The sequence below is a fragment of the Pseudomonas sp. AP19 genome (assembly GCF_001728855.1).
In the GTDB taxonomy this organism is placed as follows: domain Bacteria; phylum Pseudomonadota; class Gammaproteobacteria; order Pseudomonadales; family Pseudomonadaceae; genus Aquipseudomonas; species Aquipseudomonas fluorescens.
On the sequence record NZ_LXJP01000006.1, the window covers coordinates 59,946 to 78,756 of the forward strand.

The following is an 18,811-nucleotide window of genomic DNA, read 5'->3' on the forward strand; positions in this document are numbered from 1 at the left end:
GGAATAGATTCCCCTATGCGGGTTCTATTCCTCGCGCTATATCGATCCGTTCAGCTACCCTATACGCCGCTTCCAGTTCTGAGCAGCCGTTCTCTTGCATCAGTGTCCAGCGCTCGGCTTTTTCCTCGGGCTCCGTCATGGCCAGGGCGAGATAAAGACTCGGCGGCACGGCCCGAAACAACGTTTCGAGCTTCTTCGATAGCACGACCCCCTCAGTGTATTTACCCGGCTCCTTACTGGCGGAGAGCAGCAAGGCTTTCTGTGCCGGCGTGAGTTTCTTGAACCGTGCGATCTCTTCGATTTCCGCGGGCGGCATGTTCAAACAAATCCACCATTCGATCATGTTGAGCATGGTCTGCGCGGCAGTGGGAAAGTCGGCTAGGTTTTGCGTCGCCAGCCAGAACCAAGCGCCGAGCTTGCGCCACATCTTCGTGCCCTTGACCACGAATGGCGCCAGCAGCGGGTTTTTGGTGATGATATGGCCTTCGTCGGTGACCATGATGATTGGCCTCCCCAGGTACTGGTCGCGTTCGGCTAGGTTGTTCACGGTGTTCATCAGGCTGATGTAGCTGATGGACATCTGCGCCTCGTAGCCTTCGCGAGCGTAAGTGGCGAGATCGACAATGGTCACATCGCTCTCGGGCCAAGGCGTGCCCTCGCGATCGAACAGTTCACCCTCGAAACCTTGGCAAAACAGGTCGATGGACTCGCCCATTTCCTGGGCACGCTCACGACGCTTCTCCGGCAAATGCGGGTCGGCGGCGACACGCAGCAACGCGTCGCGCACGTCGCGGGTCAGCACCTGGCGGTTCGCTGCGACACAGGTCTGCGCCGCATCGAGAATGCACTCGCGAATCAGGCTGCGATCGGCTCGACTCAGGCGCGCCTCTTCCTTGGCCTCGCCGCCGGTGATCATCAAGCGAGCGGTGATTTCCAGTTCGCCGAGCACGTCGCGCTGGTCTTCGCGACCGGCTACCACCTCATCGTCCAGCTCTCCGATCGACAGACTCGCCACCTGATCCGGCTGTTCGACCAGGCGCCAGGCATCGGCGAACGGGGCGAGACTGACCGAGGCGCCAGGCTTCAATTGGACCTTGTTGACCGACAGGCCCTGTGTCGCGAGGTAGTCGCCCTGCAAACCGAATGAGTTGCCGGCCTCGACGATAAACAGGCGAGGGCGGTACACGGCCATGACCTGCATCAGCAGGGTGACCAGGGTGGCCGACTTGCCGGCACCGGTGGGACCGAACAACAGCAGATGACCGTTCATGGCCCTGTCCAGGCGTGACAACGGATCAAAACTCAACGGCGAGCCTCCACGATTGAACAGGGTGATACCCGGGTGGCCGGTGCCGGTGCTGCGGCCCCACACCGGAATCAGATTCGCCAGGTGCTGGGCAAACATCAGGCGGGTGTACCAGTTGCGCGTGTCGCGGGCCGGGTTGTAAGCCATCGGTAACCAACGCAGGTAACTGTTGCAGGCGGCGACTTCATCGCCTTCGCTTACCGGCTGCAGGCCCGCACCCAGTAGTGCGTTAGCCAGGCTGACCGAGCGCTGGTGCAATTGTTGTTCATCGTGACCGCGCAGGTAGAACGCCAGGGTGCCGCGGTACAGCTTGTGCTGGCGACCGATGATTGCACGAGCCTCTTCAACATCTTGGCGGGTCTGGGTCGAGGCCAGGTTTTCACCGATGGCTTTGCGCGCCAGTCGGTTCAACTGCTCCTCAAGTACATCCTGCGGTTTGACCACCAGGGTCAGGCTCATCACCGTACCTTCGGGTAACTGATCGAACAGCGCATTCACCGCATCGCCCTTGCGGGTTTCGCCAGTGAGTTGGCCAATCAAGGGCGCTCGGCGCAGTTTGTCCACCACCATGACCCGGTGGGGCTGATCGTCGAAGAACCAGAGTCCGTGCTGCGCATCCGAACGCGGTTCGTTGAAGAACAGCCGCTCGGAAAAGTCATGATCGAAGGGCAATTCCAGCGACTCACCGTCGCCTGGCTCCGGATAGGCCACCTGGCGGTAGAACTCCTCGGGCGCTTCATCGGTGAGCTTGGGGGCCGGATTGAACCAGGGCACTAGCCAGGCATACAAACCTCGTCCATCGACTCGCATCGATTGCACTTCACACGCCTGCAGCGAAGCCGTAACCCGTTCGCAAGCCTGTTGCAGGGATTGCACCGGGGGGAGTCCCGTCGCCTCTGCGTCAGACTCAAGCCAGCGATAGACCACCAGACGCACCCGGCGGTTATTGCCACGCCAGGGCAGGCGTGTAACCACCTTATCCTCAAACAGACCGCCGGGCTTGGCGATGGCCTTCAGATGACGGCGGCTGAGCTCCAAATACGCCTCGGTGAAGACCGTGCCTCGCGCGCTGTCATGAATATAATCGGTGAGCCGGGTCAGGTAGGGGGTGAAGTCGTTGTCGTCCTGGCAGAAAAACTGCGCTACCCAAGGCGCTTGATCCTGCTCCTCAAAGCTGTCCTGCAGGGCATCCTCGAGGGCATCGCGGGCGGCCATCAACCAATCGGGTTCGCGCCCTTCGGTGCCGATGGGCAGTAACTCGAACACCGCCCCCACCGAACGATTGTCATCCAGCAGAAAACACTGCTCGGTGTCGAGGTATTCGACCCACGGCAGGTGATCGGTGAAGCTGGGGTTATGCGCATAGAGTGCAGCGTCATCGGCCAAGGTGGCGCGAGGGCGTAATGGGTGGCGCCAGGCTCTCCACGCGGCAGTGCGGTTGCCCGAGTCGCCGCTACGCACTACAAGTCTTCCTGACGTTCACCCGGCAATGCGTACTGCACCCGTTGGTAGAACGGAAAGACGGTCGAGTAACCCGGCACCGGTGCCTGCTCGGTACCACTCAAATGCGGATACACGTACAGCACCAGATCGGGATTGGGCAGGCGCGGGAACAGGTTGTGGATCTCGTTCGCCGCTGTGCGAGTGTACGGTTCCTGGAGAGCAACGGAGACATCTGCTTGAGCCAACGGGCGGCGTAGCTGCTGCCGAGCATCCAGCAGTTGCTGCTGAGTGCCTTGCGAACCGGCGCCGTTCCAGATGTCTAGCATGGTTTGCTCGCCATGGGGCAGCAGCGTCTCCTTATTGGTGGAACACCCTGCCAGGACCAAGGAAAACACGCTAATCAAGGTCAGGTAGGGAAGCATGGTCTTTTTCATGGCGAACGCTCCGGCCCCTGGGCTCGTAGTCGATGGTGATCTCATGGTCGAGGTGCAGCGCGACTTGTGCTGCCGGTGGTACGTACACGGCGGCAAAGGCTTCGCCATAGAGTTTGTTGACCCACTCGCGGATGTCGCTGACCCCACCGCTGAGAATTGAATTCAGCGCGCTGTTGCCCGTGCTGTTGGTGACTCCGAGCGTGCTGCCGCCCGAACTGATCACGCTGCTGTTGTTCTGCTCATCCCCGAGCAAGGCGGCGACACCGGCGCCGGCGGCAGTGATCAGGCTCTGGCTGCCGAGGTACTGTTGGGCGTTCGAGCGGCGCTCGCCGGTGATGCAAGGAATGCCATACGGATCGGACAGGTAGCCGAGTCCACCACGGATCTTGTCGGTGCTCGAGCTCTGGGCGGTGGAGGCATTGTGGCTGGCTACTGCCTTCGGCTGAGGCACTGTACGGATGGTGCCATCGGTAAACACAAAGGTGATTGACTCGACTTGTCCGCGTACGCAAGACAGGGTCCAGTCACCGGATGCCGTGCCGCTCATTACGGCACCCGCGACGTCCGGCAGGTCGATGCCGTTGGCCGTCAGGTTCTCGGGACCGACCAGCACCTTGAAAGGATAGGGATCATTCACGGTGCCATCCACCGGGACTCGGCCGATCAGCGCGGTCATGGCGACCGAGCCCATCAACGTCGCGTTTTCGGGAATGGTGTAGACCGGCTTCGCGCCTTCGGTACGATCAACGGATCGCGTTAGGTCACGCTCACCCTTGCTGACGGTACGTAGTTGTTTCTGGCTGCGATCAATCGTGTTGTCTTTCAAGCCTTCCAGTGAGTCGAAAGCGGTAGGCAGATTTAGTGTGGATGCGGTTTTGGTTTTGCCTCGGGCGTCGGTGGACGGAGCATCCGAGGGTTCAATCCACTGCATTGTGTCACCGGCAGGATGGCCTCCTTCGAACTGAGCCCCATCGCCCGGCTCAAGCCCCAAGCCGATCGGCATATCCTTGCCTTTGCCGGTCAGCCCCGACAATTGCTCCTGCAATTGCGTCAGCAGACCTCGAGCTTGGCGACTGTCTTGTTCCGCTTTGAGCCGAGCCTCGTTGGCTTGGCGGCGGCCTTCGTCGACCTGTTGGGTCACGCTGCCCAGCGCCGTCTGGATGCGTGAATCGACGCTGTTTTCCCGCTCGCGTAGGCGGTTGTTTTCCGTCTGCAGCGAATCGTTGTGTTTTTTCAGGCCGAGCATGTCGCTGCGCATGGCCTTCACCTGGCCGACCAGGGTGGCGACCGTGTCGCGTGGGGTATCGCCCGCAATGCCGAGCGACTTGGCTTGCTCGGCGGATAACTGAAGGTTGCCCTGATCAACTGGGTGCTCTGGAGAGGAAGTGTTGCTACCCGCGACCCAGGTTTTCAGGATGATCACCACCACGCCCAGCAACGCAGCCGGTACCAGCCATTTGAGCAAGGCGTTAGCTTTCATCGTCAGCACCTCGCGCAACGGGCGGGAGCCGCACGGCTTGCTCGAGGCCGGCACCGCGGGTGACAAGGTAGGCGATCGTGGTGTCTTCAGCGCTGCCGACAGGCCCGAGGAAAGCATGCTGGAAAGCCGCGGCGAACAGCTTGGCCTGAAGTCGACGTGGATCGAGTTGCACCGTCTCTGAACCACGATTGCGCAATTTCACCGCCGTCACCCAGTAATCACCGAGTCGCCAGACGGCGATGGGTGTGCTGGACACGTTTTCCGTCGGCAGCAGGGTTGGCAGTTCGGTGCGCAGCTTGAGCGGGACGCGGCGTATACCGGGCAGGGACTCCACGGTGCGTAGCGGCGCGTACAGGCTCTGTGCGGCATAGCGCGTCAACGCGACTGGGATCGGTGTACGTTGTGGAACAGGGACGGTGCTCGATTCAGCCTCGGTAGCCTGCACCGGAGCATTCTTTAGAATACGCACGGGCTCCAGCGGTTGATCGCCGGGCGTGGCCGCGATATCCAGGAGGATGATCTCGCCCGTCGTGACTGATTGCAATTGCAGGCGGGTCGGGGCAATGGCTTTTGACGCTAGCAGGTACAACGTGCCGCCGGTTGACTGCACGCGCAGCTTGTCCGTCAGGGTTGAGGGCACGCCGACACGAACATCCTCATCGACAAAGATCACCCGCTCCTGATTGATCACCAGTGGAACCGCCAGGGGGAGGCGTTCCCAGTGCATCAACTCGACGGCCTGCGCTGCAGCTCCCCATAACATCAGTGCGACGGTGAGCCCCAGGGTAGACATCCGCTTCATGGCTCACCTCCAGGTAGGGAGATTTTTTGCGGAGTGCCCTGGTAGCAGTCCAGCGCCAGCCCCCACTTGTTGCGCTCGGGATCCAGGTCAAAACGCACCACGCGCAATGGATAGCGCACCACCACCCGTTTCACCGGTTCAGCGGCGTAATATTCATCGGCGTTGAGGTCGAGCTTGACCAGCCAGCTGTCACGGTCGAGTTGCTTGACCCGGAGTTCAGGATCCTCGCTGTAGCCTCGGCCCAGAATTTCGTAGACGCCACGCACTCGCTGACGCAGTTCACCTGCGGCCTTGCGGTACTCATAATCACCGTCGAGGAAGGCCTTGCAGGCGGGTGTCAGGTAGGACTGCAAGCCATAGATGGCGCGACGATAATCCTTCTCGCCATCCGAGGGCCAGCGGTTGAGCTGGCCAAAGATGTACAGGGCAAAGGCATAGACATTCTCTGAGGGGATATCCCACCACTTGCGCGTGCTGCCCGAGCGCAGATCTGGGGGTACATGCACGGTCAGATCGGTCGGTGCCGAACGCCAGCCGTACCAGAGCCCGGCACAGACCAGGGCAAGGATCATTACCGCCAGACGCAGGCTGAAGATATGCGCCCGTTGGGCATCGACCTTGTTTCGAAATCGGCTCATGGCTGCCACCGGGACAGGGCAGGGCGCAGTCGACGCGAACGGCGAACCGTCCAGGCGCCGGAGTGGAGAATCAAACTTCCGCGCCCCAGGTGCCAACGGCTGGCGAGTACCCATTCGAGTTTGCGGTACAACCAGGTCTCGGGGCGAGCCCGTTTGGCCCGGCGCAGTAGCGTGCCACCGGCAAATAGCACCAGCGCCATGCCTGCGATCATGCCGGTCGGCGCTACGGCAATGGAAGCGGTGGCAATCGCTAGAGGAACGCCCAGCAGTAGGCCAATGACGGCGCCGGTGCCGAGTGCTACCCACATCTCATCATTGGTCAACCCGCGCAATACGGCGGGATCACGATTGAGTCGCTCTGGGAGAAAGACCAAGGTGCCGTCGGCCAGGCGTTCGATAGTGTCGTTCATGCCAACCTCACAGAATCGCGGCCGCCTTGGTCAAAAACCAGATGATGATCACCACCAACAGGGCACCGATGCCGACTACAGCACCCAAGTCCTTCCAGGTCTTGCGCTGGTTCTGCACGTCGGCATAGACGGTCAGCGAATGCCAGGCCACACCGAGAAAGGCGAGCAGGGCGATCAGCAGACCCAGCAGGATGCCGCCGTCGTAGGCGTAGTTTTTGATCGTCTCGATCAAACCAGATCCTTCGCCACGCGAAGGGGCTTCCATGGTCGGGAGTTCGGCAAAAGCCAGGCTTGGACCGAGCACCAGCAACAGACCGATCAAGCGCAGGTTCGCACGATCACGCAGGTTGTTTTTCAGGGGGACAAGGCACTTGAGCATGACGGCGATCTCCTGGTTTAGGAAAGGGTGAAGAACATCAGAACCAACAACGCGAGCAACACGCGTGCAGTGCTGCCACCGAAGAAGCCGAAGCGCACACTGCCTGTCGCCCATCCCCGGTAAGCCGTCCACATCACCCAGGTACACCAAAGCAAAGCCAGGACGAGAACCAGGGACAGCCACAGTGTCGAACTGCTTTGCGCCGAAAAGCCGGAGGCGTTTTGAAAAGCGGAGCTCTGAGCGTCAGTCATGCTCATGGCGACGGCTCCGCGGGCAGTGCGTCCAGACGGTAATCGCCGACCAATTCAGTAGCATCGCGGGGTTGAGCGCGAGAGGGGGACATATAGCCCTGCACCCCCTGGCGAATACGTTGGATGTCCTTAGACAGACGGAGATAGTCGAAGCGATAGCGCTCGACTGGTTCAGCCGTGCTGGCTGCCTCAGCTCGTGTCGCAAGGCGTTCGATGGTGTCGAGTTGCCGCTGGATAAGGCTGAGTTGATCCTGCTCATGAGCCGAGGCGGCATAGCTGCTGCCGTGAACGATAGCCAGCGAGAGTAGTAAGCAGCGAAAGACGGTAGTCGGCATGATGCTGTCCCATATGGAGCTGGGAGCAGAATCAAGTCAAAGGTCGAATTATTCCGTAAGAAACCTGAGGTCTAATGAATCGCTTTTTCTGGGGAGGTACTGGAGATGTTTACTTACAGCTATGTGGTCCTTCGATCTTTGATGGAGGGAGTGGTTGAGGCTCTAGGGAAATTCCACTCTCGATGAGCTTCGTTGATGACGATATCGTCACAACCCATTTTCCGTGAACAGCACGGCACGCGGGCCTGTAAGCTATTCAGGAGGCCCGCTGCCAACTCTCTCAGGATCGTCCGCGATTCGTCACCACTCCTGACAGAGAACCCCATGACTGCACCCATCCGCCGCGCAACATCTCTTCGCCCAGGGCAATTCAAACACCTGATCCGCGTTGCATCCGTTACTGGCCGTCTGCCAGAGCGTGACGTGATGCTTTTGTGGCTCACACACACACCACTGGGATTCGCGTCACCGAACTGGCCTTACTGGAGGTCGCAGACGTGCTGTACCCCAGCGGAGCCATCAAGCCCGAGGTGTATCTACGAGCAGACATCACAAAGGGTTGCCGACCGCGCAATGTGTACCTGACACATGCTCGATGCCTTGCGGCCCTGGACGGCTGGACGGCTGGATCGCGGTTCGCTTGCGACGACGCTGGGGCCTTTCCGGCGCTGACGAATACCGGGGCCTGCGCCCAGGTTCAAAGCTGGTTACCACACACAAGGGCCAAGCCTTTGAGCTGGCATTCAAGCACCGCGAGTTGAACAGTGGGTCGGAGGTGTACCGGGCCTGTGATTCACTCCAGCAGGCGATCAGCCGGCTCTACCGGCAGACCGGTATCAAGCAGGGGGCATCGCACAGCGGCAGACGCTCACTCGCGGCAAAGGTGTTGGCCGCGACAGGCGACGTTGAGACCGTACAAACCATTCTTGGCCATTCCTGCCTCGATCACAGCAAGCCGTATCTGAGCGTTGACCAGCTTGTTATCCGTAGGGCATTTGAGCTTGCGCTGTAGACGACTATCGCTAGCGTTAGAGTCTGGCGCCTGATTGGGGGCATTCACTTTCGCGATATTTTTTAAGCGAATAGTCTTGTGGACCCAATCCTCATCCTATCGCTTTCCAATAAACGAGCCGCCAAATAGATGGCTTTTGGCCGCATGGCTGATTAACATCGGGATGCCTCGCCTGCTTGCTGGTGCAGCCGCCTCACAGCACTGAACCAAGTTTGACAGACGCCAGCCATCTCTCTTCGGAGGTTGTTGTCCGGGTCGCGACCAAGATCGCCGTTAAGGCTTCGCGGTCTCCCGAAGGTAAAGGGCACCGCTCGACTGCTGCGTCAATAACCGTAACTCTGTCTGTACGTTGGGGTCACCAGACGGTTAGCAGCTTTATTTTCAGCGCGGTGTTCGATGTTCAGCCGCATGGCGCGCGCTTGACCGCGAAACCCAAAAAGGTACGATTTGCACCTTGGCGGGGCCTTCGGAGGACAATATGCGGTCGTGCAAAAACGTGCCAACCTGGCGCATGGCGCGAGCTTAACCGCGAGGCCCAAAAAGCTACGATTTATCGTATTTTGACGGAATCTTTGGGGGTAATCATGCGTTTATGCAAAAACGTGCCAGCTTGGCGCTCGCCGCATCACGGAGTTTCGTGACTGCGATCAGCCTCGCCTGCTTGCTGGTGCAGCCGCCTCACAGCACTGAACCAAGTTTGACAGACGCCAGCCATCTCTCTTCGGAGGTTGTTGTCCGGGTCGCGACCAAGATCGCCGTTAAGGCTTCGCGGTCTCCCGAAGGTTGAAGGTCCCCTGTAGCAGTTGGGTGAGAGTTCACTGGTGTCTCCCAACAAACAAGGAGTTTTTGTGGCCTCGTCGCTTTACCGTAGAATCTACAGCGGGGATTCGTTGTATTCGGCCTGGAGGAAGGTCAAAGAAAGCGCCTTTTCTTCATCATCCGAAACTATCCGAAACGAAGCCAAGGATTTCGAGAGCCAACTCCCCAAGTCGCTTTCCGACATCCAGCGCGCGCTATCCAAGAAGACCTTTACCTTCCCAAAGCAGACCGGCGTGGCAAAAACCAAAGCCAACGGAAATTCTCGCCCGATTGTGCTTTCACCTATACCCAACCGGATCGTCCAGCGGGCTCTACTCGACGCCTTATCCCGTATTAAGTTCGTGAAAGAAACGCTGGCTACCCCTACGAGCTATGGGGGCATAAAAAACAAACGGGTCTCGATGGCGATAGCCGACGCCAAAGCAGCCATTGCCAAAGGAGCCGCCTACCATATCAGGTCAGATATCGCCGAGTTCTTCACTAGAATTGACAAGGCCCGTGTGATGAGACTCGTGGCCCCTCACATCAAATGCGCAGACACAGTTGCTTTATTTCAAGCAGCTATCACCACAGAGCTTGCGAACATTGACGTGCTTCGGCGACAGGGTCTCGATGAGATTTTCCCCATTGGGGTGGAGGGTGTAGCCCAGGGATCTCCCCTGTCGCCACTCATAGCCAATTTGTACCTCCACGACTTCGACAAAACCATCAACGATGGTGAGGTCACTTGCCTTCGGTACATCGATGACTTCCTGATCCTCGGGAAGGACATGGGCTGTGTGGACCGTGCTTTTAGCAAAGCACAGACTGAGCTCAAAAAGCTCTCACTTGAAGCATACCGGCCCTTAGCAACAAGCGACAAAGCTTCAAGGGGCCTTACAGCTAAAGGATTCGATTTCTTGGGCTGCTTCGTTTCGGCAGGATTGGTCCAGCCATCTACAGCTACGAGGGAGCGATTCAAGAAACGGATCAAATCCGATTTAGACGCATCGATACGCATGATGAAATTCAGTGTCGAAGCTGGAGATATATCCCCAAAGGGGTCCTACTCTGGCGCGCTACAGAATCTCGACCGAGTAATCCTGGGTTGGGGAAAGGCCTTTTCCTTCTGCAGCAATGGCCAGTGGATAAAGAGCCTGGATGACTACATCACAAGTACATTGGCGCAGTATGAAATAGAGAAAGCGAATCTCTTTCAAAAAACAAATGGCACGGCTCAGCGTAGGATGTTGGGGGTAAGGCTGCTTGCAGCGGTCCACTCGGAGCGCCCTGAGCCAGCGCAGGGCATTTGAAATTGCCTAATGCAGGGCCGTAAATCTCACCGGTGACAACATCCTTGGCATGAGCTTGCGGCTTTGCAGCGTGATTTGCAGCGTCAGGTCTAGGAAAATCGACCATGCCGACCACCAACACCCCGTTTGTGCTGTATGTGTACCGCTGCACCGTTTGTGGCAATGCAGGCACGTTGCATCTGCCTGAATCAGCGCCCGAGGTGACAACAGCCTGCTCCGCGTGCGGTGCCGAAGTACGGGTCGAATGGGACGGCGGCGTAGAGCTGACCACCAACGAACCCGAATGACGGAAAATCCCGCGACACTTCATCTTGTGTCGCCGGCAGCTGCGATCGACACCACATCTAGTGGTACAGAGGAAAAACCCCTGATCGACTACTGAGACCCTTGAGGACCTGAACTTATGCTCCAGCCCACGGTAACAGATGAAATCGTCTCGGCCTTAGCGACGAACGACATACCTGGCCGCAGATTCAAGGCGATTTTCGATTACCTCCTTGAGCAAGGCCTCAAGCCGGAAGGTAAGTCGAATTCCGGAACGCTGGTGTTCCAGCATCGCGATACGGATGGCAACTTTATCGACGTGCTCGCTTTCCGCCGCAAGCTCGAGGATGTTCTTTCGTTCCCGCGCTCGTACTGGGGCAGCCGTTCAGATCGACGCGAGGCGCTGTGCAAACCGTTCGATTATTCAGAAAGTCCTTCGGTGGCGACTGGGGTGGTGGGCTATACAAATTACTCAAGCGGGCAGCTTGCGATCAAGTCGATCACCCAGGAGCGCGTCATGGCTGTTTGCGTCGCCGTGTGCAGCGATCTGAAAAGAGGTGATGAAGCATCGGCCACGGCAGTTGCCCTATTGAGTGAGTGATGCTGGATAACCTGATGATTCCGGCTGTTGCAGCAGGTGTCAGCGCCGCCGTGTACTTCACCTTCGGCAAGTGCGCCGGGAAGTAGGAAAAGGACCATGAACATTGAGACTATGGCAGCAGCCGTCGCGAAATGGGCCAGCTCCGAGCCGCTAATTCGAAAGGCGTATCTCTTTGGCAGCCGAGTTCGTGGCGCGCATAAGCCAGACAGCGATCTGGATGTTGCGGTCGAGATTTTCACCTTGCAGGGCGATAGCAGTCCATTTACTACCTGGACCTGTGAAGCGCAGCGCCTCAAGGCCTCGATAGCTGGAGTTGTTCCTGTGATCATCGATCTTGATTGGTATGGGGGTGAGGTAGAGACGCCCCGCATCCATCAGGCTTTAGAGCAGTCAAGTGTCGTGGTCTATAACGTTGAAAATTCCACCTCAACCATCCCGACCAACTGATCAGGGAAAATCTAACCATGGCACAATTTCCACGCCCGATTTACGTCGATACGCGCAGCAACGTCATGATCGGTGGGAAAAGCTCAGAACAGACTGAAGCTGACCTCGCTGCGGGGGTTGCCCGTGTGGGTGGGTTCTTTCGTGAGCCAAGCTACTTTGAATCCTACTTGCACGCCGCACAGGCGCTGATCGACAAGGGAAGGGCTGACGGGAATCTTGATGACTTGGGCATGCCGGCGTTCTACCTACAGCGTCACACTTTGGAACTGCTCTTGAAGTCGGTGCTGAGTTGGCTCCATAGCATTGATGATCTAAAGAAACGGATACTCAATGTTAATTTTCAGCCAGACCTCGACGCACGCGATAAGAACGTGAATAAGCACAGTCACCGAAAGCTTCTAGATATGGTGCTAGCTGCGGCCAAGGAGCTTGAGTTGCCGGAGCCGCCTTCAGAGCTGGAGACTCTCGTGGAGAGGTTCACGAGTTTTGAACAGACAGGTACGTGGGCTCGCTACAGCTCATCCCGAATGCGCGGGCATGAGAAAGTCCAGCATCTTGAAAACGAAGTAGTGATCCCACTTGTAGATCTACAGTCATCCCTGGCAGATCTGGCAGCAAGGGTGATTTCTAGAGACCTGGATGCACACAGCTACGAAAACGTTCTCGTCGACGAATGGGACTACCTGAACCAGCAGGTAGAAAACATGCGATCGTGCAACTGATGTAGACCGCCAATTTTCATTTCCGTGATCGAGGGAATGCGCAATGAATATAGGCTTCAGAGCTGTATCGTTAACGGTTATTGCAATGCTTTCACCTTGCGCCATTTCAGCTGCTGAACTGGCTCCTGGCGTACTTGATGCCCAATGGTTGGTGAAAAACTGCGGTTCAATTCCCCAAGGCTCAAGCAAACCTAGTGGTATCGGAGCTGCTGCGGAAGCTGGAGCCTGTATTGGATATCTCGGTGCGCTTGCAGAAACAGCACCGCTTCTGAACCGTGTTGTGCCTGCAAATGCTCAAGTGTGTACGCAAGGTCAGGTCAAACCTGCTGCCCTGGCACAGGTCGTCCTTGACTACATCAAAAGGCGACCCGCCGTAGCAGGTGATCCACGTCTTGTGGTCTCACTGGCTGCTCTTTCTGAAAAATATCCGTGCCGATAGGACAGTTCGCAATGCGTGAGGTAACGGAAAAAAGGACAACAGATATGGAAGATGTTCGGGCAGTCGAGTTGTACGCTGAGTTCCGAAGGAGCTACCAGACAAAACGGGTAACCATCTCTGTTTCGAGCCCTGACTTAGCTGACGATCTGACGATGCCCGCATTCCCGATGATGTTCCACCAGGCTGTCTCAGACCCTCTCCGGGAAATGTCGAGAAGCACGAATGACTTCCAGCGTTGGATCAACATGCTCGCGGCCTGGGAGCCGATATACGAAGCCTGCAATCAAGATGAAAAGCTGAGCATTCTAGGCGAACACATTGCGCCCATCTCCGCTCTGGTACTGGGCGCCCCACAAGCTCTACGGGGCCGTATGATATTTGCGGCTGCAACCGGATGTGGTCATGCAAATTATCACCTGTCAGGTACTCGGCCTGATCTGCAATGGAATGGCTCTGGCCATCTGACAATGAGTGTTGCGTCGCGGATTGGCCAGCCATGGGCGAAATGGCGGCAATTGGCCCCAATCCTGGGCGAGTTGGGTAGAGGCTCAATCTCCGAAGACACGGATGACTACCGTAATCAACGGGAACATGGCCATCCCCGCAACATTGGAATGGGACTTACGGCTTCCGTATCCGTGACGGAGGATGCTGGCGGCCGAAGCTGGGGTTTCGGTTCCAAGGAAGCAATACCGCTTGAAACGGTCATTAATGTCGCAGTGGGTCAACATGCAGTTGTCGTCAGGGCCTACGAAGCGCTCTGCGACCTTGCACATGAACAATTCGAGGCCCTGATGGTGTTTGACCGAACCAACACCGCCACGTAGCAGCACAAGAACGACCTTGGCAAACACAACTGAATCCACGGAAAAGCCGCTCCACCGCCAGCCCGCCAATGCGCGGGCTAAGCCCGTAGGAGGGGACCACTTTCGCGTCCACGTTTACAAGGGGATCAGCATTATGAGCACTGCTACCTGCCGCATCTGCGGGCTTCTTTATGTGTCGTCTTTGGTAGAGGATCAAAAAACTCACGCTGCTATTCATAAAAAGCTAGCAAGCGGTTCACAGCCGCAGAAGGTTCGGGACTTTTCCAAAGCCTTTGGCTGGGCGGTAGCTCATAACGATGGCGGTCTTGAGCGAATGAAAGATCAGCATGACCCTGAACTCGGTAAGCTGGTAGTCGCATTTTCTTGGTGGAGTCGCGCTCTTTCGAATGGTGTCCAGGTGAAGGACTTTGACAGTTACATGGAGGCTCACCTTGCATTTGCCGATTCACTCGTCAGTGGTATAGACGTGGATAAAACCAGCGCAGCGATCAAAAAATGGGAAAGGTTCGCAGGCTGATCACCAGCTAGAGGAAACCACGGCTATGACCATGCGCACGTATGAATACTTTGCTTGCCCCAACGGCCACCAGGGCGAAGAGAAAACCACCGAGAACGATCAGCCATATTCGAAGTGCTGGGAGAGTATTTCGATCAAGGGCCTCAGAAACGGGCCAGATGGCTGCTATTTATGCGAAGTGTGCGGGTTGCTGATGTCTCGCGTCCCGAAGCCATCCGCATAGGAAACGACCATGCCATTCCCAAAAATCCACCAGCACAGTTCACACGTACCTACTGGTCCGATCATGCCGGACTACCTTCGCGAGCAGTAGGAACAGCTCCATATCGAATGGCTTGCTCATGTTCGACTACCAATGTAAGTCGATAACAGGTCGATACGGCCGAGCCCCAACTCGTAGCTGATTTGCACTCGGGCATCCTGATCTAGGCGTCGGTCGAGTTGGTAGCAACGGCCACCGTTGATGGGCGCGAGATGATGAGTGATCTGCTCATAGCGTTCGCACGCATAGGCGACCCGAAGTTCGTGGAAGCCTTTGAGGTTGTGCGAATGGAGGATCTCTCGTGCGGGGCGGACGATTTGCCGTTGTAAATCGACATAGCTTTCGTTCGGGGCAAGCAGGTTGCGGCTACCGTTGGGCGAAACCTGTTCGGCAAATTTTAGCGCGTCACGAATAGGATCATTTACCGTGATACAACGAAGCGCCGACGCACGTGAGCGGCCACCTTGGATGCCATCTCGGATGTTGATTTTGCTGCAGTGTTCGGCCTCATGTTTTAGGCGCGGTAGATCGGCCAAAATGGCCTCGCGCAAGCGCATGCCGGTGGCTCGCACCAACTGAACGATGGCCGCTGCACGCGGCATTTGGTGTTCGCAGAGTACGTCGACGATCCGCTTTACCTGTTCGTGGTCTTGGCCTTGCGGCACCGAGCGACGAACACTGGTGCGCTGCATTCCCAATGCCATACTCGGACTCGGCACCTTCACAGACGGATCGCCGCGAAGCGCCGCCATAGTCCGGTTCACGCTGGACAACCGGTTTTGCGCGGTAGCGATACCGATAGCGCCTTGTTCGATTTGTTGGCGCAGATGCCCTGCGTAGTCCAGCAAGGTCTGTCGATCAATCTGCCGCGCATCATTAAATCCCGGCCCATCCTCCGAACGACACCAGCGGACGAACGCCTGCCAGCGATCACTGTGCGCCTTGACTGTGGCGTAATGTCCTCCGCCAAAAAAATCGCGCAATGCTTTCGGTCCGGCATAACTCAGTTGTCGGCCATAGCCAAAATTGCGCCCATCTCTTCTACCAACCAATGCCATGATCAAACTCCTCTCGAAGCCAAACACCTGTGGGGGAGCACTAGCGCGGGACTGGCGGTTCCTTACGACCGGGAGCTTGTGCATCTCATAAGCGGGCCTCCTGAACACTTCTGCAGATAAGCATTCGTGTCGCACTCAGAGATATTTTTTGAATGTCGCCATCGTGATGGCCATGGCGACCCCGAGCATCACGGCGCAAGGCAGAAGTACCGCCATTGGGTTGAGCGAAAAGGGTAGGGACAGGTAAAGGATCCAGGGCACGATCAGCAGTGGGATGACCGCTCGCTTGGCCCGATGATAGACAAAGCTGCTTTCGCGCCCAGCGCCGAATTTACGCAGGTCGCGGCGCATCAAACCATCGATGAAGCCGGTGAACATGGCCAGCAGAAGCAGGGGGGTCGCCAAGACCAGAATGGTCAGACGCACCACGAAAGTGAAAGTGACATACACCGCCGCCAGTACAAAATCCTCGATGCTCACATACAGCTGATTGAGCCCGCTCCAGAAGCCGTTGTCCTGGCTCGACGCCCGCGCCTGCTGGGCGAAATCCGTAAAACCGGTCTTGACCAGTAACCACTGCTGGAGGAAATCCAGCCACTGGACAATCGTCTGCCCAGGCTGTTGGATAATCAGTGAGGATGTGAAGTGCTCACTGAGCCAGCCCAGTTCGCTGCTCAGCATCGCCTGACTGTGTCGCCAGCCTTGATCACCCCAGAACAGCAGCAGACCGGCCCACTCGATCAGAATCGAGAACAGCAACGAGGCGATCAGCAAACCGATGACGTGCAGGACCAGGTTAATCGCCGAGACGATTAGCCCTGGGCGCTGGATGGGTTGCGGTGGAGGGTTCTGAGCTGAAGTCATCCTTCTTGACTCCGCGAGATGCACTGCAGGGCCGACGGCGTCATTGGGCCTCCTGAGCAGGAACACTTGCATCCACCGCTGAAGAAGTGCGTGGAGGCGTAACCCGATCTGGATCGAAGTCGAGCGTCGGGCCGCCACCGCTTGCGCTCCACCATTGTCCCGCCTGCTCGTTGTAGGTCGCCCGCATCCGCTGAGTGAGTTCCTGCAGGTCCTTGGGCATGGCATCGTCGTTGGAGGGTTTTGGCAGCGGCATGCGGACTTTCCAGAGCTGGCCACCGGCCTGGAAGGAGAACATCTGTCCCTTGGGTAGACTGACGATATGCGCTGGCTCGATCAGCGGCACACTGGTGCTGCTGACACGGTCCTGCGAGGAGGAGGTGAAATCCGTGTTGGCTTCAGGATCGGAGGTGTCGGTCGCACCCGACACGAGGGTCTTGGTCAGCACGTTAACCTTGGGCAACTGCTGGGTGAGTAGTTCAGCGGTTGCGGTTTCGCGCACCCGCAGCATCTGCAGAGTGTTGAAGTTACCAATAACCTGGCCAGCTTTGGCGCGGTTGCCGATACGTGCTTCGATATCGCTGAGGGTCTGGGTGTAGGCGGTTACCTGGATACCGGCACCGCCGCCCTTATTGATCAGCGGGATGAATTCATCCCCCATCAACTCGTTGAACTCATCGGCGTGGAGGTTGATCGGCAACTTGTCACTGTTGTTACCCGATTGGGGCAGGCCATGGTCGATGCCGTGTTTGTAGATGTGTCCGGCGACCGAGACCAAGTCGGCAAACATGGAGTTGCCCACAGCGGCGGCCACCTCGGCGTCGGTCAGTGCATCCAGGCCGACATAGACGATGCCACGTTTTCGGATGATCTGCATCCAGTCGAAGATTGGCCGCGGGTCATCTAAGTCAGTGTAGTTGGGGGCCAGTAACTGGGCGGTCTTGCCGGTGGTGAGTTTCTCCAGCAGCGGCAGTAGCGAGGCAACGATTTTGTCGAAGTAAGTACGGTCATATCGTACCGCCGAACGCAGTCCGTCCATTACCGGATCAAATACCCGCTTCACCGCCAGGTACTGCTCGATGGCCACCACACGCTTTTCGCGCCCGATCATATGCCGGGGAATATTTTTCTCGGTGAGCTTGCCTTCAAGCTGGACGATCACTTCCCACGCTTTCGGATCAGTCTTGGCGAAAAACTGCTGGGCGTATTCGATGAACAGTGCGTCGATGTTGACCACATGCCGCTGGATCTGCAGGTAGTCCGGACGTCGTCCTAGCTCGATCAGGGCGCGGGCGATGATGTTGACGAAACGCCAGGCGAACTCGCGGAAGGCCGCGGAGTTACCTTCACCGCTAAGCTGCCCGGCGATGCGTGACGCCACTTCCGAGATACGACCGAAACGTCCCACGGCGTTGTAGCGGGCCGAGATTTCTGGCCACCCCAGATGGAAGACATAGAACTCCTTCTCCCGCCCGGCTCGCTTGGCTTCGACGTACATGCGTTTGAGCAGGTCGGCATCACCCTTCGGATCGAAGACGATCACCACTTCATGTTCGACGCGGTGAATGTCCTGGGTGATGTACACCTCGGCGAGTCGCGTCTTGCCGACACGGGTCGTGCCCAGCACCAGGGTATGTCCGACCCGTTCGCCCAGTGGCAGACTGACCTCCGTTTCGTTGGGCTCGACCCCATGCAACAGCGGCGAGCCACCTACTGGGGGCAAAGGGCGCAACGGATTGAAGGCACTGTCCCAGGCGGTGACACGGGCCAATGTAGAGAGCGGAAACGGTGCATGTTCCAGGCGGCGTTCGAGTCCGCGTGCCAGACGATAGCGGGTCGGTTGGTCGACATAGTGAGCAACAGCCGGATCCTGGGCCTCGACCAAGCGCTGGGTGTGCAGGCGGGTCCAGCGAAAGCCGCGGCCCATGAACAGACGCTTGCGGCTGACCGGAATCTGTTGGCTGGTCAGTTCGTAGCGGGGCAGCCGGCGGATATTGCGCCGATAACGCAGCACCTCCCAGGTTTGTCGCAATCGGATAAGGCCGAACAGGGCATAGGCCAGTGCTGCAACCAGACCGATCTCGGGTGACAGCGCCACGGCCCAGGGCGAGTACACGCACAACACCGCGGCGGCGATGCAGATCGCTACGGTGTACAGCTCCACCGCTGGCCGGAGCTTGGACTCCATCGCATGCTCGGCCATGACCTGGAC

The 18,811-nt window shown here is 57.8% G+C and carries 20 protein-coding genes and 1 pseudogene; 9 read left to right on the forward strand and 12 right to left on the reverse strand.

The features are described from left to right. Positions 1–13: 13 nt before the first annotated feature. Genes A7D21_RS07195 through A7D21_RS07235 form a run of 9 tightly spaced genes read right to left on the reverse strand, consistent with a single transcriptional unit; the run spans position 14 to position 7,478 of the window. Entirely contained in the window at positions 14–2,767 is a 2,754-nt protein-coding gene (locus A7D21_RS07195; RefSeq protein ID WP_069551350.1) for a conjugative transfer ATPase, read from the reverse strand. Next, on the reverse strand, positions 2,767–3,183 hold the full coding sequence (locus A7D21_RS07200) for a TIGR03751 family conjugal transfer lipoprotein (RefSeq protein WP_069551351.1): 417 nt from the start codon (positions 3,181–3,183) through the stop codon (positions 2,767–2,769). Before A7D21_RS07200 ends, A7D21_RS07195 begins: the two co-directional genes overlap by 1 nt. Next, positions 3,146–4,663: a TIGR03752 family integrating conjugative element protein gene (locus tag A7D21_RS07205; protein WP_069551352.1), complete on the reverse strand. Its 1,518-nt coding sequence runs from the start codon at positions 4,661–4,663 to the stop codon at positions 3,146–3,148. The genes A7D21_RS07200 and A7D21_RS07205 overlap by 38 nt, the downstream gene beginning before the upstream one ends. Continuing rightward, the gene (locus A7D21_RS07210) at positions 4,653–5,465 is read right to left on the reverse strand and encodes a TIGR03749 family integrating conjugative element protein (protein WP_069551353.1); all 813 of its coding nucleotides are present in this window, start codon (positions 5,463–5,465) and stop codon (positions 4,653–4,655) included. Before A7D21_RS07210 ends, A7D21_RS07205 begins: the two co-directional genes overlap by 11 nt. After that, on the reverse strand, positions 5,462–6,103 hold the full coding sequence (locus A7D21_RS07215) for a PFL_4703 family integrating conjugative element protein (RefSeq protein ID WP_069551354.1): 642 nt from the start codon (positions 6,101–6,103) through the stop codon (positions 5,462–5,464). The genes A7D21_RS07210 and A7D21_RS07215 overlap by 4 nt, the downstream gene beginning before the upstream one ends. Continuing rightward, positions 6,100–6,513, reverse strand: coding sequence for a TIGR03750 family conjugal transfer protein (locus A7D21_RS07220; RefSeq protein ID WP_069551355.1), 414 nt, complete (start codon positions 6,511–6,513; stop codon positions 6,100–6,102). The genes A7D21_RS07215 and A7D21_RS07220 overlap by 4 nt, the downstream gene beginning before the upstream one ends. A 7-nt stretch (positions 6,514–6,520) precedes the next feature. Then, positions 6,521–6,892, reverse strand: a complete 372-nt coding sequence (locus A7D21_RS07225; RefSeq protein WP_069551356.1) for a TIGR03745 family integrating conjugative element membrane protein — start codon at positions 6,890–6,892, stop codon at positions 6,521–6,523. A gap of 17 nt (positions 6,893–6,909) precedes the next feature. After that, positions 6,910–7,149 (reverse strand): TIGR03758 family integrating conjugative element protein, encoded by a 240-nt coding sequence (locus A7D21_RS07230; RefSeq protein ID WP_069551357.1) that lies wholly within the window; start codon positions 7,147–7,149, stop codon positions 6,910–6,912. Further along, entirely contained in the window at positions 7,146–7,478 is a 333-nt protein-coding gene (locus A7D21_RS07235) for an RAQPRD family integrative conjugative element protein (protein WP_069551358.1), read from the reverse strand. Before A7D21_RS07235 ends, A7D21_RS07230 begins: the two co-directional genes overlap by 4 nt. A 426-nt stretch (positions 7,479–7,904) precedes the next feature. Here A7D21_RS07235 and A7D21_RS36570 point away from each other — a divergent pair. From A7D21_RS36570 to A7D21_RS07275, 9 genes and pseudogenes are all read left to right on the forward strand, one after another. Beyond that, positions 7,905–8,490 (forward strand): annotated as a pseudogene (locus A7D21_RS36570) (tyrosine-type recombinase/integrase). Positions 8,491–9,338: 848 nt separating this feature from the next. Next, entirely contained in the window at positions 9,339–10,601 is a 1,263-nt protein-coding gene (locus tag A7D21_RS07245; protein WP_069551360.1) for a reverse transcriptase domain-containing protein, read from the forward strand. A gap of 104 nt (positions 10,602–10,705) precedes the next feature. Further along, positions 10,706–10,888, forward strand: a complete 183-nt coding sequence (locus A7D21_RS07250; protein ID WP_069551361.1) for a zinc ribbon domain-containing protein — start codon at positions 10,706–10,708, stop codon at positions 10,886–10,888. Between the two features lie 116 nt (positions 10,889–11,004). After that, entirely contained in the window at positions 11,005–11,466 is a 462-nt protein-coding gene (locus A7D21_RS07255; protein ID WP_069551362.1) for a hypothetical protein, read from the forward strand. A gap of 96 nt (positions 11,467–11,562) precedes the next feature. After that, positions 11,563–11,913, forward strand: coding sequence for a nucleotidyltransferase family protein (locus A7D21_RS07260; protein WP_069551363.1), 351 nt, complete (start codon positions 11,563–11,565; stop codon positions 11,911–11,913). Positions 11,914–11,930: 17 nt separating this feature from the next. Then, positions 11,931–12,635 carry a hypothetical protein gene (locus A7D21_RS07265; RefSeq protein ID WP_069551364.1) on the forward strand — a complete coding sequence of 235 codons (705 nt, stop codon included), beginning with the start codon at positions 11,931–11,933 and terminating at the stop codon, positions 12,633–12,635. A gap of 43 nt (positions 12,636–12,678) precedes the next feature. Continuing rightward, the gene (locus tag A7D21_RS35175) at positions 12,679–13,074 is read left to right on the forward strand and encodes a Rap1a/Tai family immunity protein (RefSeq protein WP_141718204.1); all 396 of its coding nucleotides are present in this window, start codon (positions 12,679–12,681) and stop codon (positions 13,072–13,074) included. Between the two features lie 11 nt (positions 13,075–13,085). Then, entirely contained in the window at positions 13,086–13,901 is an 816-nt protein-coding gene (locus A7D21_RS07270; protein ID WP_141718205.1) for a hypothetical protein, read from the forward strand. A gap of 133 nt (positions 13,902–14,034) precedes the next feature. Beyond that, positions 14,035–14,418 carry a hypothetical protein gene (locus A7D21_RS07275; protein ID WP_008075291.1) on the forward strand — a complete coding sequence of 128 codons (384 nt, stop codon included), beginning with the start codon at positions 14,035–14,037 and terminating at the stop codon, positions 14,416–14,418. Between the two features lie 339 nt (positions 14,419–14,757). Here the strand turns inward: A7D21_RS07275 and A7D21_RS07280 are convergent, their stop codons facing one another. The 3 genes from A7D21_RS07280 to traD form a co-directional block, all read right to left on the reverse strand. Then, positions 14,758–15,738 carry an integrase domain-containing protein gene (locus A7D21_RS07280; protein WP_069551391.1) on the reverse strand — a complete coding sequence of 327 codons (981 nt, stop codon included), beginning with the start codon at positions 15,736–15,738 and terminating at the stop codon, positions 14,758–14,760. A 135-nt stretch (positions 15,739–15,873) separates the two neighbouring features. After that, complete coding sequence (locus A7D21_RS07285) at positions 15,874–16,602, reverse strand: TIGR03747 family integrating conjugative element membrane protein (RefSeq protein ID WP_069551366.1); 729 nt, start codon at positions 16,600–16,602, stop codon at positions 15,874–15,876. Positions 16,603–16,642: 40 nt separating this feature from the next. Beyond that, positions 16,643–18,802, reverse strand: coding sequence for a type IV conjugative transfer system coupling protein TraD (gene traD, locus A7D21_RS07290; protein ID WP_069551367.1), 2,160 nt, complete (start codon positions 18,800–18,802; stop codon positions 16,643–16,645). Positions 18,803–18,811 lie beyond the last annotated feature (9 nt).

Excerpts from the sequence above, each read along its gene's own strand:
- A7D21_RS07200 (WP_069551351.1), bottom strand. The coding sequence starts at position 3,183 with ATGAAAAAGACCATGCTTCCCTACCTGACCTTGATTAGCGTGTTTTCC.
- A7D21_RS07205 (WP_069551352.1), bottom strand. The coding sequence starts at position 4,663 with ATGAAAGCTAACGCCTTGCTCAAATGGCTGGTACCGGCTGCGTTGCTG.
- A7D21_RS07210 (WP_069551353.1), bottom strand. The coding sequence starts at position 5,465 with ATGAAGCGGATGTCTACCCTGGGGCTCACCGTCGCACTGATGTTATGG.
- A7D21_RS07215 (WP_069551354.1), bottom strand. The coding sequence starts at position 6,103 with ATGAGCCGATTTCGAAACAAGGTCGATGCCCAACGGGCGCATATCTTC.
- A7D21_RS07220 (WP_069551355.1), bottom strand. The coding sequence starts at position 6,513 with ATGAACGACACTATCGAACGCCTGGCCGACGGCACCTTGGTCTTTCTC.
- A7D21_RS07225 (WP_069551356.1), bottom strand. The coding sequence starts at position 6,892 with ATGCTCAAGTGCCTTGTCCCCCTGAAAAACAACCTGCGTGATCGTGCG.
- A7D21_RS07230 (WP_069551357.1), bottom strand. The coding sequence starts at position 7,149 with ATGAGCATGACTGACGCTCAGAGCTCCGCTTTTCAAAACGCCTCCGGC.
- A7D21_RS07235 (WP_069551358.1), bottom strand. The coding sequence starts at position 7,478 with ATGCCGACTACCGTCTTTCGCTGCTTACTACTCTCGCTGGCTATCGTT.
- A7D21_RS07250 (WP_069551361.1), top strand. The coding sequence starts at position 10,706 with ATGCCGACCACCAACACCCCGTTTGTGCTGTATGTGTACCGCTGCACC.
- A7D21_RS07255 (WP_069551362.1), top strand. The coding sequence starts at position 11,005 with ATGCTCCAGCCCACGGTAACAGATGAAATCGTCTCGGCCTTAGCGACG.
- A7D21_RS07260 (WP_069551363.1), top strand. The coding sequence starts at position 11,563 with ATGAACATTGAGACTATGGCAGCAGCCGTCGCGAAATGGGCCAGCTCC.
- A7D21_RS07265 (WP_069551364.1), top strand. The coding sequence starts at position 11,931 with ATGGCACAATTTCCACGCCCGATTTACGTCGATACGCGCAGCAACGTC.
- A7D21_RS35175 (WP_141718204.1), top strand. The coding sequence starts at position 12,679 with ATGAATATAGGCTTCAGAGCTGTATCGTTAACGGTTATTGCAATGCTT.
- A7D21_RS07270 (WP_141718205.1), top strand. The coding sequence starts at position 13,086 with ATGCGTGAGGTAACGGAAAAAAGGACAACAGATATGGAAGATGTTCGG.
- A7D21_RS07275 (WP_008075291.1), top strand. The coding sequence starts at position 14,035 with ATGAGCACTGCTACCTGCCGCATCTGCGGGCTTCTTTATGTGTCGTCT.
- A7D21_RS07280 (WP_069551391.1), bottom strand. The coding sequence starts at position 15,738 with ATGGCATTGGTTGGTAGAAGAGATGGGCGCAATTTTGGCTATGGCCGA.
- A7D21_RS07285 (WP_069551366.1), bottom strand. The coding sequence starts at position 16,602 with ATGACTTCAGCTCAGAACCCTCCACCGCAACCCATCCAGCGCCCAGGG.
- traD (WP_069551367.1), bottom strand. The coding sequence starts at position 18,802 with ATGGCCGAGCATGCGATGGAGTCCAAGCTCCGGCCAGCGGTGGAGCTG.